The 16,348-nt window shown below is 42.5% G+C and carries 10 protein-coding genes and 2 pseudogenes; 7 read left to right on the plus strand and 5 right to left on the minus strand.

All coding sequences use genetic code 11. From position 1 onward, the window contains the following. The first annotated feature begins 28 nt into the window (after window positions 1-28). Window positions 29-2,566 carry an eCIS core domain-containing protein gene (locus V7K21_RS21995; protein WP_335177337.1) on the plus strand — a complete coding sequence of 846 codons (2,538 nt, stop codon included), beginning with the start codon at window positions 29-31 and terminating at the stop codon, window positions 2,564-2,566. A gap of 329 nt (window positions 2,567-2,895) precedes the next feature. Then, the gene (locus tag V7K21_RS22000; RefSeq protein ID WP_335177338.1) at window positions 2,896-4,905 is read left to right on the plus strand and encodes an eCIS core domain-containing protein; all 2,010 of its coding nucleotides are present in this window, start codon (window positions 2,896-2,898) and stop codon (window positions 4,903-4,905) included. A 153-nt stretch (window positions 4,906-5,058) separates the two neighbouring features. Here the strand turns inward: V7K21_RS22000 and V7K21_RS30825 are convergent, their stop codons facing one another. Next, on the minus strand, window positions 5,059-5,238 hold the full coding sequence (locus tag V7K21_RS30825; protein WP_442948906.1) for a hypothetical protein: 180 nt from the start codon (window positions 5,236-5,238) through the stop codon (window positions 5,059-5,061). 253 nt (window positions 5,239-5,491) lie between these two features. Here V7K21_RS30825 and V7K21_RS22010 point away from each other — a divergent pair, with 253 nt between their 5' ends. After that, the gene (locus V7K21_RS22010) at window positions 5,492-5,782 is read left to right on the plus strand and encodes a type II toxin-antitoxin system Phd/YefM family antitoxin (RefSeq protein ID WP_335177339.1); all 291 of its coding nucleotides are present in this window, start codon (window positions 5,492-5,494) and stop codon (window positions 5,780-5,782) included. 316 nt (window positions 5,783-6,098) lie between these two features. On the opposite strand, the pseudogene V7K21_RS30830 reads toward V7K21_RS22010, so the two are convergent. Further along, window positions 6,099-6,278: pseudogene (locus tag V7K21_RS30830) on the minus strand (hypothetical protein); the annotation flags it as partial. A gap of 91 nt (window positions 6,279-6,369) precedes the next feature. Here V7K21_RS30830 and V7K21_RS22020 point away from each other — a divergent pair. From V7K21_RS22020 to V7K21_RS22030, 3 genes and pseudogenes are all read left to right on the plus strand, one after another. Next, complete coding sequence (locus V7K21_RS22020) at window positions 6,370-6,498, plus strand: hypothetical protein (protein ID WP_335177341.1); 129 nt, start codon at window positions 6,370-6,372, stop codon at window positions 6,496-6,498. 61 nt (window positions 6,499-6,559) lie between these two features. Continuing rightward, window positions 6,560-6,797: pseudogene (locus V7K21_RS22025) on the plus strand (type II toxin-antitoxin system HicB family antitoxin). A gap of 448 nt (window positions 6,798-7,245) precedes the next feature. Beyond that, window positions 7,246-9,240, plus strand: a complete 1,995-nt coding sequence (locus V7K21_RS22030) for an ATP-binding protein (protein WP_335177342.1) — start codon at window positions 7,246-7,248, stop codon at window positions 9,238-9,240. A gap of 122 nt (window positions 9,241-9,362) precedes the next feature. Here the strand turns inward: V7K21_RS22030 and V7K21_RS22035 are convergent, their stop codons facing one another. The 3 genes from V7K21_RS22035 to V7K21_RS22045 form a co-directional block, all read right to left on the minus strand. Then, a complete protein-coding gene (locus V7K21_RS22035) occupies window positions 9,363-10,925 on the minus strand; it encodes an AAA-like domain-containing protein (protein WP_335177343.1) in 1,563 nt (520 codons plus the stop codon). Between the two features lie 130 nt (window positions 10,926-11,055). Then, window positions 11,056-12,438, minus strand: coding sequence for an AAA-like domain-containing protein (locus tag V7K21_RS22040; RefSeq protein ID WP_442948907.1), 1,383 nt, complete (start codon window positions 12,436-12,438; stop codon window positions 11,056-11,058). Window positions 12,439-12,755: 317 nt separating this feature from the next. Beyond that, window positions 12,756-13,418 (minus strand): class I SAM-dependent methyltransferase, encoded by a 663-nt coding sequence (locus tag V7K21_RS22045; protein ID WP_335177345.1) that lies wholly within the window; start codon window positions 13,416-13,418, stop codon window positions 12,756-12,758. A gap of 708 nt (window positions 13,419-14,126) precedes the next feature. Here V7K21_RS22045 and V7K21_RS22050 point away from each other — a divergent pair. Beyond that, on the plus strand, window positions 14,127-16,118 hold the full coding sequence (locus V7K21_RS22050; protein WP_335177346.1) for an alpha-amylase family glycosyl hydrolase: 1,992 nt from the start codon (window positions 14,127-14,129) through the stop codon (window positions 16,116-16,118). Window positions 16,119-16,348 lie beyond the last annotated feature (230 nt).

Raw genomic sequence — 16,348 nt, forward strand, 5'->3', positions numbered from 1 at the left:
TACCCACAGTTGAGTTGTGAGGTAGGCAATGAACAAACGATCGCACACTCACAAAAAAGCTGACTCGTCCGCTTCAAACCCAGTAAAAAGTCAGTTGCAGTCGCGCCCCAAAATTACCCAAGCTCAACCGCAATCACAAAAGCCTCTCACGCAAACCCAAACAGAGAATCAAGAATTTCAACAGCAGAAGTTTGAGGCGACGAAACTAGAACTCCAGACGAAGTATGGCACTATCACTCCAGAGGGACAGGAACAACTCACTGTATTGCAGGCTAAAATGAGTGGCTCACTGCACAGGAGACTCCAACAGGCATCGAGCAATAGTAGCAACTTTGCCAATATCCCCAGAAGTCGTCCTAATACACCATTACAGCAAGCGGTTCAAACGAAACTGAAGATTGGAAAGCCGGGAGATAAATTTGAAAACGAGGCAGACCAAGTAGCAGAAAAATTTGTCGAAGAGTATCGTGCACCTATTTCTGGGCAGGTAGATCAAAATCTTCAGCAGCAGGAAATGTTTGTTGAAAAGAAACAACTTCAAATGAAGCCAATGTTACAGCTTCGAACTGCTGTAGGTGGAATGAGTGCGACAGCGGGCTTGGAAACTGCCATCAACCAAGCAAGGGGTGGTGGACATCCACTGGCAAAGGGAATAAGAAAACCGATAGAGCGGTTTTTGAGGGCTGACTTTAGTAAAGTGAAGGTTCACACAGATTATCGGGCGAACCAACTGAATCAATCGATACAGGCGAAGGCGTTTACAACCGGACAGGATGTGTTCTTTCGGCAGGGGGAATATAATCCCGGTAGTCTGGGAGGAAAGAAGTTATTGGCACATGAGTTGACCCATGTAGTGCAGCAAAATCGCAGTGCAGTACAGCGCAAAGAACAGTTAACAGGCTTTTTAGTGAGTAGGCAATCGGTACAAGAAACAACAAGCACAGGAACAAGAACACAACCAAGGCAACTAGCAGCAAAGATGCCAACATCCACCCGCTCTGAGACGGAAAATTTGCAACCCCTTGGCGCTAAGGAAACAGCAGGTTTGGATGTCATACAATGTGTAAGATATAGCAATGCTTTGCCAGGAAACCTAAAATTTTCTAAAGCACGGGGACTCAAAATAGGGAGTCAAAGAGAAACTGAACAAATTGCAGAAGAACAAGAGGTAGAAACCGAAGAGGTTGCAGAAGCACAAGAGGTAGAAACTGAACAAGAACAGGCACACAGAAGAGTGTCAGAAATATTAAGCACAGAAGCGGAAAAGAAGGACTTAGAACCAACCCTATTAGCCGAGTCCAAAAATGTGGAAAAACTCGTGCGCTTCCTCCGAATGCCTAGTGAAACGGTTATCGATTCGGAAGAATATCACAATTCAGAAAAATATCAAAGATACAGAGACTGGAGGGAAAAAGTATACGAAAGAATATCGCAGGGAGCGGCTCATCTTGTCAATTCAATTAATTATTGGAGGAGGCAATTACTAGACGAAAACGTTCCAATAGACAACTGCCAAATTACGAAAGTGGAACTGGCAGGAAGCGATCTACATGAGCGAGGACTAGGAACTGTTTTTGTGGAATTCACTAAACCGCCAGGTGGACAGATAGCAGCTTATACCGGTGACACGAACATCAAGGTAGTTATAAAACCAGAAGACCGGAATATAGAGAAGTCAGTGCTTGGCAGCGAACCGACGAGTTTAGCAAACCAAATCAATGAACTAGCAGGACTGAATACAGAACCAGAAAGACTCATCGAAACGATCAAGATGGAAACGTCGAGAGATTATGGAACAATGGTCGAATTCATAAGAGGAGAGACATCGCAAGACGCAGGAAAAAAACCAGGAAAAAATCTCAATTCATTAACAGAAGCGATCGCATTTGTGTTACTGGCAGGACTTAGTGATATCAACAGAGAAAATGTACTATGGAAAGATGGTAAGCCGTACTTAATTGACGCGGACAATGCGCTCAACGCAGTAAAACTAAATAATGCAGAAATGCAAAGCGGGTTCGAGCTATACGATTCCGAAAGAACTAAGGCAACGCTAAAAGACTGGAGCAATGATATAACAACCCAAGAAAGCATGATTCAGAAAGCGCTGTTGAACGATAAAGCTGTGGATATGATCGCGGCAGTCAGACAGGCGTATGCAGGAAAGACGGGAAGAGTGGTGCCACTGCATACAAGTTCATGGGCACTATTTTTAAACAAAGGAATTTATGGAACCCTGGAAGAGGGGAACCAAGAAGATAAGTTGCCAAAACAAACACGATGGGCATATGTTAACCACAACGCGGAGAAGCTAAAAAAAGGAGGGAGCAACTCACAAGAGCGTGGACTGGAGGGAGAAGCGGGGACAAATACGGCACAGGAATTTTACAAGCAGGAGTTAGAGGCCGTGCTGATTAAACAAGATTTGGACAAAGGGCAAATCCCCTTCTACAACTACGAATACGATACCGGGCACGTAATCCATAATGGGCAAGTGATATACCACGGACAAAGCATCAAAGATGCCGAGGTGATACTAAAAAATAAATTCCGTGTCCAGACATGAGCGCGAGTTGCAAAAGTACGTGTAAACCGCTTGCTAAATCGGGAGCTTATACATTGAGGGTTTTTTTACTGCCTAGCCGACTTTTCAAAAATCGTCTCAGTATTAGTGCTCGACGCTCGCTTGCTCCCTTCCTCTATTTGTCGATGATCCTGAGAAAGGCGTGACTAATTACATTTCTTTAGAGATAGCTTCTAAGCCTATCTATAGTCGGTTCCAAGGAGAAAGCGCCAACAAATATTCGACTAATATTCGACTAATGTCTAATGAATTCAGGCAATGGTGGATGAGATAATATTTTGATTACCCACAGTTGAGTTCTGAGGTAGGCAATGAACGAACGATCGCACATCCAAAAAAAAGCTGACTCGTCCGCTTCAAACCCAGTAAGGAGTCAGTTGCAGTCGCGCCCCAAAATTACCCAAGCTCAACCGCAATCTGAAAAGCCTCTTTTGGAGACCCAAACTGAGAATCAAGAATTTCAACAGCAGAAGTTTGAGGCGACCAAATTAGAGCTTCAGGCGAAGTATGGCACTATCACTCTAGAGGGACAGGAACAACTCACTGTATTACAGGCTAAAATGAGTGGCTCATTGCACAGGAGACTGGAACAGGCATCGAACAATAGTAGCAACTTTGCCAATATCCCCATAAGTCCTCTTCATGCACCATCACAGCCAGTGGTGCAAACAAAACTTACAATTGGAGAGCCGGGAGATAAGTACGAACAAGAGGCAGATCGAGTAGCAGCACAAGTCGTCAACCAGATTAATGCACCTGTATCTGTGCAGTCAAGTCAAAATCTTCAGCGGGAGGAAATGTTTGTTGAAGAGAAAGAGCTTCAAATGAAGCCAATGCTACAGCTTCGGTCGGCTAAAGTTGGGATGACTGCCGCACCGGAAGTGGAAGCGTCAATTAAACAAGCAAGCGGCGGTGGGCAATCTCTAGCTAAGAGCATCCGAGAACCAATGGAGCAGGCAATTGGGGCTGACTTTAGTAGAGTGAAGGTTCACACAGATTCTCGGGCTAACCAATTGAATCAATCGATACAGGCGAAGGCGTTTACAACGGGACAGGATGTGTTCTTTCGGCAGGGGGAATACAATCCCGGTAGTCTGGGAGGAAAGAAGTTATTGGCACATGAGTTGACCCATGTAGTGCAGCAAAATGGCAGTGCAGTACAGCGCAAAGAACAGTCAACAGGCTTTTTAGTGAGTAGGCAACCAGCAGCAAAGATACCAACATCCACCCGCTCTGAGACGGAAAATTTGCAACCCCTTGGCGCTAAGGAAACAGCAGGTTTGGATGTCATACAATGTGTAAGATATAGCAATGCTTTGCCAGGAAACCAAAAATTTTCCACAAAAGCCCCATTTATCAAAAGGGTGAGCCGAAAACCCAACGAATCAGCTGCTTCTAGCAGAGCAGTCGGTTTGGAAAACGCCGAGGAAGTCGCCAGTGAAAACATCCAAGGAATAAAGGATGTAGAAACTCAATACCTCACAAACCTTTCCAATTTACAGAAGAAGACTTTTGACGCTATAAGGAATAACGATAAAGAAGTTCTTGAAAATAACAAACTAATCCTAGATCAAGTATCGGAGCTACACAAGAGAAAGCTGCTGGGCAATAATATAAACATAGACCTACCCGCAGCAAAGGCATCGCACCAAAAGGTCAACTCAGAGGTCGAGAGATTGAAAAGAGACCTGGAACAAACAAATGATACTAAGCGGGATTCTCAGCCTGGATCGTCAAACACAACGGCAAAGCCAATAAACGAAAGACGTGAAGTGACGCTTGCCATGGGACAGGGAGTGGTGGCTCCTCTAGGAGAAGTGGTATTAAGTAGCGATTCATTTAGTAGTTGTTCGCCAATAGTTATGTTTAATGCTGGCAGCCAAAAAGGCGCGTTAATACATTTTCCAGCGGGAGACATTGAGAATATGTCAGCCTATTTAAAAAGTATGTATAAAAAAGTCCAGCCAACCGAAATCTATATCAATGAAAGAACGGCGTTGAACAAGACGGGCTTTACCTTGCAAGTGGATACAGAGAAAGACCCGAAGGAGTTGACAAGCTTTTTCCAAGATGAATGTAAATTTAACGGCAGAATAAAACGAATCGATAAGGAGAGCTCAGAATATTCGGTGACGCTGGGCGAGGACGGAAATGTGATGATAGTAGGGTCGGAAATCCTAGCCACCAGGGAGGCAATCGATGCCCGAAATGAGGGCGATGAAAAGGAGATAAACCAAATCAAAGCTAATTTGTCCCAAATACCAGGAGGAGGTGCGGAGTTGTTTGGGGAAGACATGTGGACACCTCAGTTTGGGAGGTGAAACTGAAGGACAAAGCGAATACGGTAAAGAAATGCTGTATCTATCAAACTCTTAAGATTAGTTGTCAAAACTGCCAAGCCGGGGTAAACTTCCATGCTCTGCAATAGGTAACTGGCTTCAATATTGGCATGGCGGTCATGACTATCTTTTACTTTACTGTGCTTGCCAAATATGGCGTGACTCTTCGTCAAATAATAAAATCACCCCACTTGCTTCTGCAACATCAAAGACTTGCCAAAGTGCGATCGCCCGTTGGTAGGTTGGGATGCTCCCATGAAAAGTGCGATCGCCTGATCTTGTAGGGTGCGTTAACGAAGTAACGCACCGAACCAATCTAATGGTGCGTTACTACGACAGATATTGATTCGGTATAAACAATGGGTATTTTAAAACAATCAACTCATCAATGAATACTCATGCCCAATTACCGTAACGCACCCTACGGGCTGGATAGCCGCTAATAACCATACTCAAAGTGCGATACCTCCAGCGGGCGTAGCCATCGCTACGGGTACATTCCCCTACCGGGTAGACAAAGAATTTTCAAATAACTATCATATAATTATTCGTCTACTAAATGGTAGCCATGTCCCTTGACCTTCGCAACATTCATCCCCTATCCGACTTTCAACGGAGCGCCAAAACGTTTTTAACCACCCTGAAAGACACCCAGGCACCCATAGTGCTGACCGTGAACGGCAAAGCCGCCGTCGTCGTCCAAGACGCTGAAAGCTACCAACGCCTGCTAGAACGCATCGAACTCCTAGAATCGCTAGCCGGAATTCGCAAAAGCCTACATGAATTTGAGCAGCGTCAGGGCATTCCCTTAGACGAAGCCTTTCAGCAATTGCGTCAAAAGCATGACATACCGGATTGAAATCTCACCCACCGCTATGGCGGATGTCGAGGGCATATTTCTGTGGATGAAGGACTACTCAGTCGATCAAGCCTATCGGTGGGTCAGAGGTTGCTACGAAATCATGCTAACGCTAGAGAACTTTCCGAATCGTTGCCCTCTCGCCATCGAAAGCCAATAGCTGAATCGACCTGTCCGGCAATAGCTTTATAAAAAACAATATCGAATTCTATTTACAGTAGGTACGGGCAACGACGAAGATAGCCAGGATATCGTGCAAATCCATAGAGTTCTTCGTGCTGCCCAAGAGCGATTGCAAGATTTGTCGCAATTGCTTGGTGATGAGGATGATTAAGATGAGATATCTGACCTTACGTTGCAATAGGTAACTGACTTCGATATTGGCACAGCGATCGCGGCTGTCTTTGACTTCACTGCGCTTGCCAAATAACACATCAGCTTCGTCAAATAATAAAATCATCCCGCCTTCCTCTACGCTATCAAAGACTTGCCAAAGTGCGATCGTCTGTTGGTAGGTTGGGTTGAGGGAACGAAAAGCAACAAATTAAAGATAAAATAGGAAACAGACTCAAACCACCTTGAGCGCTATGAAAACATCAGCATTTCAACAAGCCATTGAATCAGCAGAAAGTTTACTCTTAGAAGATCAAGAAATCTTGCTCGATATCTTGCAAAAACGATTATTTGAACGGCGACGAACTAATTTATACCAATAAGTTTTTATTATAGAATCAGTCTAGCTTAAAAGTAAGTAGCTCACAAGTAAGTTGAAAACATATGGACAATAATAAACAAACTTACAATTACACAGTTCTTTTGGAAAAAGAATCAGATGCAGGTTATCACGCTTTTTGTCCTATCCTAAAAGATTGTCATTCTCAAGGAGATTCTTTTGAAGAGGCCACTCTTGAATATTACAAAAGCTATTGAATTATATCTTGAAAGTTTAAAGAATGATAATCAGCCAATTCATAGAGAAGATTTAATTGTTAAGTTATTAAGTATCTTGGTATGAGTAATTTTCAAGCGTGTCAAAGCTAAAGAATTTATCAAGGTCATCGAAAATAATGGTTTTTATCTTGACCGTCAAAAGGGAAGTCAACCCCAACTTTTGGAGACGCTACGCGAACGGGGAATTCAAAATTATTAATTCAAAATTCAAAATTAAAGAGATTATTGGGGGCTTACACCTACGACTAATTTCAAACCGCTAAATTTGCATATTATGGCGGGGGCTTTGATGCGTACCCCTACGGGGAAGCAAGCTACGCATAGCGTCTTTGTTAGGAGAAGGATTAATCAATTCAAAATTATCTTAATTCTTCCTACGTGAATTTTGAATTTTGATTTTGAATTCAAAAAAGGTCAATAATCTTAATCCAGGAACTTACTTAATACAGATACAAGTAGATGGGGCAGAAAGCCCCCTGCAAACCAATCAAGCTGGGCAAGTATAATTCACTATGGGTAACTATATGAGCAAACAGTGGTACGACGCAAACCAACAGTATTTATATGCATCTATAGCCTTGATAAGGCATACTTTGGAGCAGTATACCGTGAATTTGCTTAACTCTTCCAATGAATTAAGTAACAATGATAAATATGAGCAAGATTTACAAAAGGCTGCTGAGGCAATACCCGCTCCATCGGCGTTAGAAAGAATTTGTCAGATTTTTGGTCTCTCAGGCTTTGAACGCGATGTACTTCTATTGTGTGCGGCAATGGAGTTGAGCAGTAACTTTTCTAGTGTATGCAGTGTAGCTCAACCAGAGGAGCAAAAACCTTATCCGACATTAGGTCTAGCCCTAGCAGCTTTACCAAATCCCCACTGGGATGCGATCGCCCCATATGCGCCTTTGCGTCGTTGGCGTTTGATAAAAATAGGAGAGGCTCATGCACTGACTCTCTGTCCGCTACGAATTGACGAAAGAATTTTGCACTATTTATTTGGAATACAATATCTTGACGAAGGGTTGTCTGGCATGATTGAGCCATTGCAATCTCACAATGATTTAGTGCCGTCACATCAAACTGTAGCAGAGAAAGTAGTAGCAGTTTTGTTGCACACTCCAACCACGGGGGAATTGCCAGTTATCCAATTTCATGGCATGGAATCTGTAAATAAACGTGATATAGCAGTCACCGTGTCTGAGATGTTGGGTTTACAGCTAAACGCAATGTCTGCACACTTAGTCCCGGTGATACCAAATGAATTAGATAATTTTATTCGCTTGTGGAATCGGGAGATACTTTTAAGTGCGAGTGCAATGCTTATCAACTGCGATGAATTAGATACAACTGACATGGCTCGTCTGAGAGCGATCGCACATTTAATTGAGCATTTGAACGGTGTCTTAATGATTACCAGTCAAGACAAAATGACCGTAAAACAACGTCCAACTGTTAGCTTTGATATTCACAAACCAACTTTAGAAGAGCAAGGTACAGTGTGGCGAGAGGCGCTCAGTGATTTAGTTCCCCAATTAAACGGTTCGGTCAACATTTTGGCGAATCAGTTCAACTTGAGTGCCGTCAGTATTCAAGCCGCTTGTGCACAAGTCGCAGGACACTTAAGCCAAAAACAGGAAAACAGTGATATCAATAGTATTTTATGGGATGTCTGTCGAATACAAGCACGTCCGCGTTTAGATGAACTCGCCCAGAGAATTGAACCTGCGGCTGATTGGGAAGACTTAGTGCTACCGCCGTTGCACAAACAGCTATTGCATGAAGTAGTAGCCCATGTACGCCAACGAAACACTGTATATGGAGCGTGGGGATTTGGTGGCAAGAATGCACGGGGATTAGGTATTACCGCCCTTTTTGCTGGTCCTAGCGGTACAGGTAAAACCCTAGCGGCAGAAGTTCTGGCATCGGTGTTGCGTCTCGACCTTTATCGTATTGACTTGTCTTCAGTCATTAGCAAGTATATTGGCGAGACCGAGAAGAATCTCCAGCAAGTCTTTGATGCCGCACAGGAAAGCGGAGTGATTTTATTATTTGACGAAGCTGATGCCTTATTTGGCAAGCGCAGTGAAGTTAAAGACAGCCGCGATCGCTATGCCAATATTGAGGTCAGTTACCTATTGCAGAGCATGGAAGCTTACCCTGGCTTGGCAATTTTAACAACTAATCTTAAGAGTTCGATAGATACAGCATTTCTACGGCGTATTCGCTTTGTCCTTCAGTTTTCCTTCCCAGACACTATTCAACGAGCAGAAATTTGGCGGCGAGTTTTCCCAACGAGTACTCCCACACAAGGGTTAGACCCGATGAAGTTGGCAAAGCTGAATGTTGCAGGAGGTAACATCCGCAATATTGCTCTCAACGCGGCTTTTCTCGCTGCTGATGCTGGGGAATCCGTGCAGATGAAACACTTGTTACGTGCAACCCAAAGTGAGTATTCTAAATTGGAAAAACCTTTGACTGATGCAGAAGTTGACAACTGGACTTGATCTAAAGTTTAGACTTAAGCCGATAACAGTACCATATTGGCAATATTATGACCAAATCGCTTTGCGTGTTCCAATCGGTAACTTTTAATTAATTCTGTAAAAAGTAAAATCTAAAATTCGCCTCAGCATCCACCTAACCGAGAATTTGCAGTTATTACTTTGCCCTGATGCCCTATCTGGGTACATTTACCCTGTGATTCTAAAGCATCAATCTTTCGTAAAAGCGACATTCCCCAGACTATAGAAATCACCAACTTAATCGTCATGCCCAAGAGCAAAAGTGTTACTATTCTTGCAAATTTCTTTTGTTGAACCAGCCTTTTTTGTTGTTCTGCAAGTCGTGCTTCAACTTCTTTGGCACGTTCGGCCTCTAATGCTTGCTGCATTTCTCGCCGATCTAATTCTTCACTAGCAGCTAAAAATCGATAATCTGAGTTGTTCAAGCTTTTGCCATTTGCCCAAATTTGGGCATCAATCAAGGCTTGTCCGTGCAATAGGCGAGATTCATCCTTTTCCTTTGAGGCTACCCATGCATTGAAGGTTTCGTAGTAGGGGCGCAAGTAAGCTAATTTTTTTCCAACCCATTCTAAATTGAAAACTTCTTGATAAACTCGGTTTTTGATTTGGAGAAAACCTTGCTTTTTGATCACCAAACCAGATAGTAATAGTTCTACCTGTTCTCGACTGTCGTCGGCTGGTACTTCCACTCCTTGGAGAATTTGCTGATAAATTCCTAGCAATCTGGCGGCAAATTGTTCGTTTCTGAGGATGCGATCGCGAATTGTCCGCAAATGCTCTGGTTCATCAAGTGATTCCCATTTCTCGATGATGTGCGATCGCACCACATTTTCTATCCAAAATTCTTCTGTGCCAGGGGGAAATTTTAGCTTTCTACCCACATCATCTTGAGATAAACTGACAAGTAGCCGACACAGCTTTTGAGTAAGAAATGGTTGCCCTTCTGTCCAAGCTAATACTTCTTTCAAAACTTTTTGGGGATGATTGTCTTTAATATCCAGTCCCAATGATAGTGGTTGAGCTTCTTCAAATGTGAAACCATTCACTTGTATAGCTTTACCAAAATTAAACGGTGTAGAATGATTTCGATATAGAATTAATTCTGAAGGTGTCGCAACACCGAAAATTGCAAATGTAATCCGATGATACTCTGGATCAATTGCTCGTTGGTTGTAGCAAAATCGAATTAAGTTAAAAAAGTCATCAACAGAGAAATCCAGGTTGAGAATACTATCAATTTCATCAATAAAAATAAATAATCTTTCGTTAGGAAATTGAGCTAACAGATTTTCCGAAATAAACCGACTGAGTTTTTGAACTGAAGAGATATCACTTTGTTGTTCACACCAACTTTTTAAATTGACTTTTCCTAACAGTTTAAAACCTAACCATAAGTCCCCGATAATTCCCTTATACCACTGCTCTGGAGTTATATTTTCGCAACCAATATTAGTCATATCAACGGTTGCACATCTAAAACCTTCTTGTTGCAAGCGATGCTTTGTTTTGACCATCAGTGAGGATTTGCCCATTTGCCTACAGCTAAGAATGTAGCAAAATTCACCCTGTTTCAAGGCTTCGTAGAGTTCTACATCTGCCCTGCGCTCAACATAGCTAGGAGCGTCACTAGTCAAAGTGCCGCCAACTTGGTATCGATAATTGTTCATTTGATTTAAAATTTAAAATTCGTTCACGTTCTTAATAAATGAATTAGTATCGGGACAATTGACAAAATTCATATTAAGAATGAGAATTAGTTATTTTGATTATTTGTCTTTTAATAGTCTACCAGAACCATTAGTACCCTGAGTGTCCAAGTTGTTGGCTAAAATAAAGGCGATATAACTCACACATCGTGTGAGCTTGATTGCCGTTTAGTTGAACCAAACCCATGCTTTCTAGCTTATAAGCAGCGATCGCGTCTAGCTCTACTTTTTCATCTGTCGCAATTACCTGTTGCATAGCTGCCATTAATTCTGGTTCTTTTTGGAGTAGGTTCAACAATTCTCGTAAATGCTGACTGTAAATTCCCACTGGTGTAGATGCGGTTTCTAGTAACACCTCTAATGTCATTTCCTCCTGACATAGATGATAAAGCGCAAGGCTCACTAAATAGGGATGTCCTCCTACCATTACTTGTAAGGGTACAAGGCGTTTTGCCCCTTTGGATTCTGCTGCCCAATGTAGTCCGTAACATAATGCTAAATTCTGTACCTGATTGAGAGTAAACGGTGGCAGCGTAATTGTTATCCCTACATTGAAAGGTGATTGGTTAAGGTTGAGCGGAATATAAATTTCTGTTGTGTGAACCACCACCATCCGCAGTTTTTGCCAGATTTGATCCTGCTTTGCTTGTTCATGCCAAAATCGCAGCATTGGCAGAAAGTCTTGGGCAATATTGGGATGTTCAAAAACTCGATGGACTTCATTCAAAGCCAAAACTACAGGACTATGATCAATGTATTGCAGCAGATATGCTTCAAAATATATTTTGCAGCTTACCTTGCTGCCCATTTCTGTATCCCAAAAATCATTTAGACTTGGAAAGAGATTTAACTGCCTGCTGACATTGACACAAAACCAACGCAAAAATTTATCAATACAAGCAAAAACGTCTTGGTCAGCTTCTTGAAAGTCCAAATAGACAATTTGATAACCTTGCTCTCTAGCATAAGCAATCATCCGGTTGAGCAGTGAACTTTTTCCCATATTTCTAGGTGCTTTAATCCGGATTAAGCAACCAGGGTGTAAAATCTCGTTACAAACAAGTTCTTCCAGGGGAGGGCGATTGATGTAAAAAGGAGAACCCAGTGGTACAGGGCCGCTAGGAAATTCTATCTTGCTTGCTGAAAAAAAGTCTGGAGATATTTCTAAGCTAGATACTTCACCGAACTGATGTTGGCTCTGATTTTCCCGAGCACCTATTTTGTTTTGCAGGTATTTATTCAAGGCTAAATGCAGATTTTTTTTCGTTACTCTTTTTCCAAGTGCAACGGAAAGGTCTTGCCACAACTCAGAGCCAACTTCCTTGATGTAATTGTTGCAGTAGCCTGATGCCTCTGCCATTTCACTGTAACTTTTGCCCAACCACGATTGAGAGAGCACAAACCACTGAATGGAAGCAAGAGGCTTGTCTTGCAAAATTCTTTCTACTGCTTGCTGAATATCTTCCACGGATATTAAAGGTTAAACAATTAGTAGATGCATTTATCCACTTTGGTCTAGTAATAATATACTACAGAATAAATATTTAAAAACAGAAAAAAATGTGTATGGATAAAAAATTGTCCCCTTTATTAATCTTCAAAGAAAGAAAATTTTTAGGATGACACTTCAGAGTAGCAAAAGTGGATTTTAGTAGGAATCAGCTACTATAAATGGTCTTCTTCCTCGAGCGTTATAGATGAAAGTAACTTATGGAACCACTATTTTTTGTAAAAGTGACACTACGCCGCTTCTGCGTTCGTAACAAATGGATAAATGGGGATTAAAAGATATTACTTCTTCAGTGCCAGAGTCAAGCCATCTGCGATCGCTACTACACTAAGACTAACTCGCTGATCTTGATGCAGCTTTTGATTAAAGGCACGAATCTTTTTAGTTCTATTATCTTGCACTTGGGGGTCGGCAACCCTGCCTGACCAGAGGACATTATCGATCGCAATCAGTCCTCCCCGTCGCACTAATTGCAGCGATCGCTCATAATAGCCATCATAGTTGCTCTTATCTGCATCGATGAAGGCAAAATCAAAAGTTTCCGCTTCTTTTGTTGCGAGTAGCCGATCCAAAGTCTCCAAAGCTGGGGCAATGTGCAGTTGAATTTTATCCGCCACTCCTGCTTGCTGCCAATAGCGCCGTGCGATCGTTGTAAATTCCTCGCTCACATCACAGGCTACCACCTGACCGTGGCTCGGTAACACCAATGCCACCACTAAGGCACTATAGCCTGTAAATACCCCAATTTCCAAAGTTTTCTTGGCTGCTAACAACTGCACCAGTAATGCCAGAAACTGCCCCTGTTCGGGAGCAACCTGCATCCTCCCGATTGGATACTGGGCTGTTTCCTGTCTTAGTTGGGTCAAAATCTCTGGCTCTCGCAGAGAGATTGATAGTAAATAGTCATAAAGGTTTTGTTCGAGTCCTAATGTTTGAGTTGTCATAAGGTGCGTTCCTTTTTTTGAGAGTTAGCGATCGCCAACTCAACACTACACTTAGTACAGCATTTCATTTAGGACTTACGCAATAACTCTCTGAAACTTTATTCCTTTGTGTCCTACCCTGCGGGAAGCCACTTCGTGTCTATGCGTCCTTTACGGTTCGTTTTTTCATGATTTTGCGTAAGTCCTGTCATTAATTCATAGCGAATTAAATTTGGCAATACCCGGCAATGCCAATGCATCGGCTTACATTGTTAATGCGTCGGCTTGCATTGTTAATGCATCGGCTTACATTGTTAATGCGTCGGCTTACATTGTTAATGCGTCGGCTCACATTGTTAATGCGTCGGCTTGCATTCTTAATGTATCTGCCTGCATTAACAATGCTACGCTTTTACACAAAGTTGTACTTACTACTTAATGTACAGTCTTTTTCTTTACCTCTGAACAGAAATGTGCATATAATCCCGAAATGCAATCTTCAAAATCCAAAAACTTTTGAGGATTGAATGTCTTTTAACTCAGGGATGAAAGCCAATAGCAGTAAATATCGAGACCTTGATATAGATAAAGTTAACTTCCTATTACCAGCAAAATACTCAATCCCCTGCCTAATATTGACAGTTTAAAGAAATTCAATCTATCGTCTGGAATAACACTCGGCTGTTGTGTAAGAACTTCATAACTGAACTTTGATCAGAGGTTTTTGTAATGCCTATCGATTTACTGAGCCGCAAAAAAACTCATTTTGTCTTGTGGCGTCCCGCTGCTTCAGAACTAGCTCCCACTCTCTATATTGGCAACACTGCTCCCGAAAGCCCAGACAGATTAGCTCAATTCAAAGAGATTCCGCTTCGTCAATCAACAGAATTTCCAGAATTGTGGGAAGTTTCGGCTGAAGAATCTGGTCTGACTGAAGGACAGGTCTACTTTTATTGGTTTAAAGTCCGCAACTCAGACCCCTACGACTCTGCCAATGCTAACCAAATTCTCTACTGCACAGATCCAACAGCGACAACTGTGGATCGACGCTTACGTGCGCCAACGCCGTCAGAATCGGGAGGTGTTGCTAGCTTCGATCCGGCAAGCGTCGTACTTTATCAAAATGGGACGCTGATTCCCTGTGATCCCCAAGGGCAAACTGTAAATTGGGAAGGCGATGCTCCTTTAGAGACGCTGCCAAACAATAATCAACTGGTGATTTACGAATTACCAACCCGCTGGACAAAGATTAACTCAAATGGATTGATTGAAGAAGGAAACGGCACATTTCGTGACGTACTGGCACTGTTGATCCCAGAAGCGATCGCTCCTACTTTTCCCATAGTCAGCGCCTTGAATAACCGCGCTCATCTTGTGGAACTGGGAATCAATGCCTTAGAACTTCTGCCACCAGAAGACAGTGATGATAATCTCAATTGGGGCTATGGTACAGCAAATTATTTTGCAGCAGATTTTGACTTAGGAAGTCCAAATAGCGAGTCAGCACCTACTGCTTCGACTGATTTAGCTAATCTGATCAAAGTTTGTCATCAGCAAGGGTTGCGCTTTTTTGTGGATGTGGTGATGGCATTCTCGCGGAATAACCCTTACCATAACGTTAATTTTTTGGAATTTTACATCAAATGGGCTAGTGGTGATCCAGAACAAGGGTCAAGAGATGGCTTTGGTGGGGATTTATTTAAGTACGACTATTGGGTAGAGGGCTATAACCCAATTACTGGGCAAAAGTCCTGGCTTGTCCCAGCCCGTGAATATTTAAAAGCTCATATTGCCCACTGGTTGGAATACTATCGGGTTGATGGTTTGCGGTTGGATAGCGTCAACAATATTGCCAACTATGACTTTTTGCAGGAATTCAAAGATTTTGCCCGCACTCTTTGGGACAAAAGAGGTGGAAGCAGTGATGGCTTCCTCGTAGTTGGCGAAGAGTTGAGTGTACCCTTATCTCTCATCCACCAAAATCGTCTGGATGGACTTTGGAATGAAAAGTTCAAGCAAATCATCCGACAGGTGATTTTAGGTAAGAATGCCTGGGATGAACCCAGTTTTGAGTGGAGTATCCGCAAACTAATTGATTGCCGAAACTTAGGCTTTACAGATGGTTCTCAGGCGGTAAACTATATAACTTCCCATGATGTTGGCGGTTATGGTAACGAGCGTTTCTTCAGCTACCTTGTTAGTAATGGAATTGATCATACTGAACCGCGGATTAAGTTGGCATTTGTCTGCCTGCTTACCGCTGTAGGAATTCCCATGATCCTTGCCGGAGATGAATTTGCCGCTCAGCAGGATTTGCCTCCAACAGATGATCATAAGCAGATTGATCCTGTTAATTACAGCCGTGTGAAAGATGATTGGCGGCAACGCATTTTCCAATACGTTGCGAGGTTGATTCGCTTGCGTAAGACTTCTGATGCTTTAGCTATGAATGATACTCAATTTATTCATATTGACTTTAATGATGGTAAACGAGTTCTAGTCTGGCAGCGTGGTAATAAAGCCGATCAATTAGTAGTTATAGTGGCAAATTTCTCTGACTACGGCACTTCTATTGGTTCTGAGTACAGAGTTCCGAATTGGCCTGCAACGCCAGTTGGCAAGCAGTGGAAGGAAATTACTCAAGAGCGGATAGTTCCATCAGAATGGGTAGGCAGAGAAGGTATCTTCCCTTGGGAAGCTAAAGTGTACGCTCTAGTTTAATCTTGATAGCCGCTCAGTCAAAGATTATGTTTAGGTCAGGTTTGGGAATTCAACCTGATTTATTTCTATTGTATAGGATGAGATATCACAAAATTCGGATGCTTAATTCTGAAACTCAGCTGCTACATCCATGATTATGGGTACAGATGACTCTGAAAGTGATCTAGTTTGTAATTATTATGCAATAAACCAGCGCACAGACATTCTATATGTAGAGATATTGCATACCA

The sequence above is a fragment of the Nostoc sp. genome, assembly GCF_036919595.1.
In the GTDB taxonomy this organism is placed as follows: Bacteria; Cyanobacteriota; Cyanobacteriia; order Cyanobacteriales; family Nostocaceae; genus Nostoc.

Excerpts from the sequence above, each read along its gene's own strand:
- V7K21_RS21995 (WP_335177337.1), top strand. The coding sequence starts at position 29 with ATGAACAAACGATCGCACACTCACAAAAAAGCTGACTCGTCCGCTTCA.
- V7K21_RS22000 (WP_335177338.1), top strand. The coding sequence starts at position 2,896 with ATGAACGAACGATCGCACATCCAAAAAAAAGCTGACTCGTCCGCTTCA.
- V7K21_RS22010 (WP_335177339.1), top strand. The coding sequence starts at position 5,492 with ATGTCCCTTGACCTTCGCAACATTCATCCCCTATCCGACTTTCAACGG.
- V7K21_RS22020 (WP_335177341.1), top strand. The coding sequence starts at position 6,370 with ATGAAAACATCAGCATTTCAACAAGCCATTGAATCAGCAGAAAGTTTA.
- V7K21_RS22030 (WP_335177342.1), top strand. The coding sequence starts at position 7,246 with ATGGGTAACTATATGAGCAAACAGTGGTACGACGCAAACCAACAGTAT.
- V7K21_RS22035 (WP_335177343.1), bottom strand. The coding sequence starts at position 10,925 with ATGAACAATTATCGATACCAAGTTGGCGGCACTTTGACTAGTGACGCT.
- V7K21_RS22045 (WP_335177345.1), bottom strand. The coding sequence starts at position 13,418 with ATGACAACTCAAACATTAGGACTCGAACAAAACCTTTATGACTATTTA.
- V7K21_RS22050 (WP_335177346.1), top strand. The coding sequence starts at position 14,127 with ATGCCTATCGATTTACTGAGCCGCAAAAAAACTCATTTTGTCTTGTGG.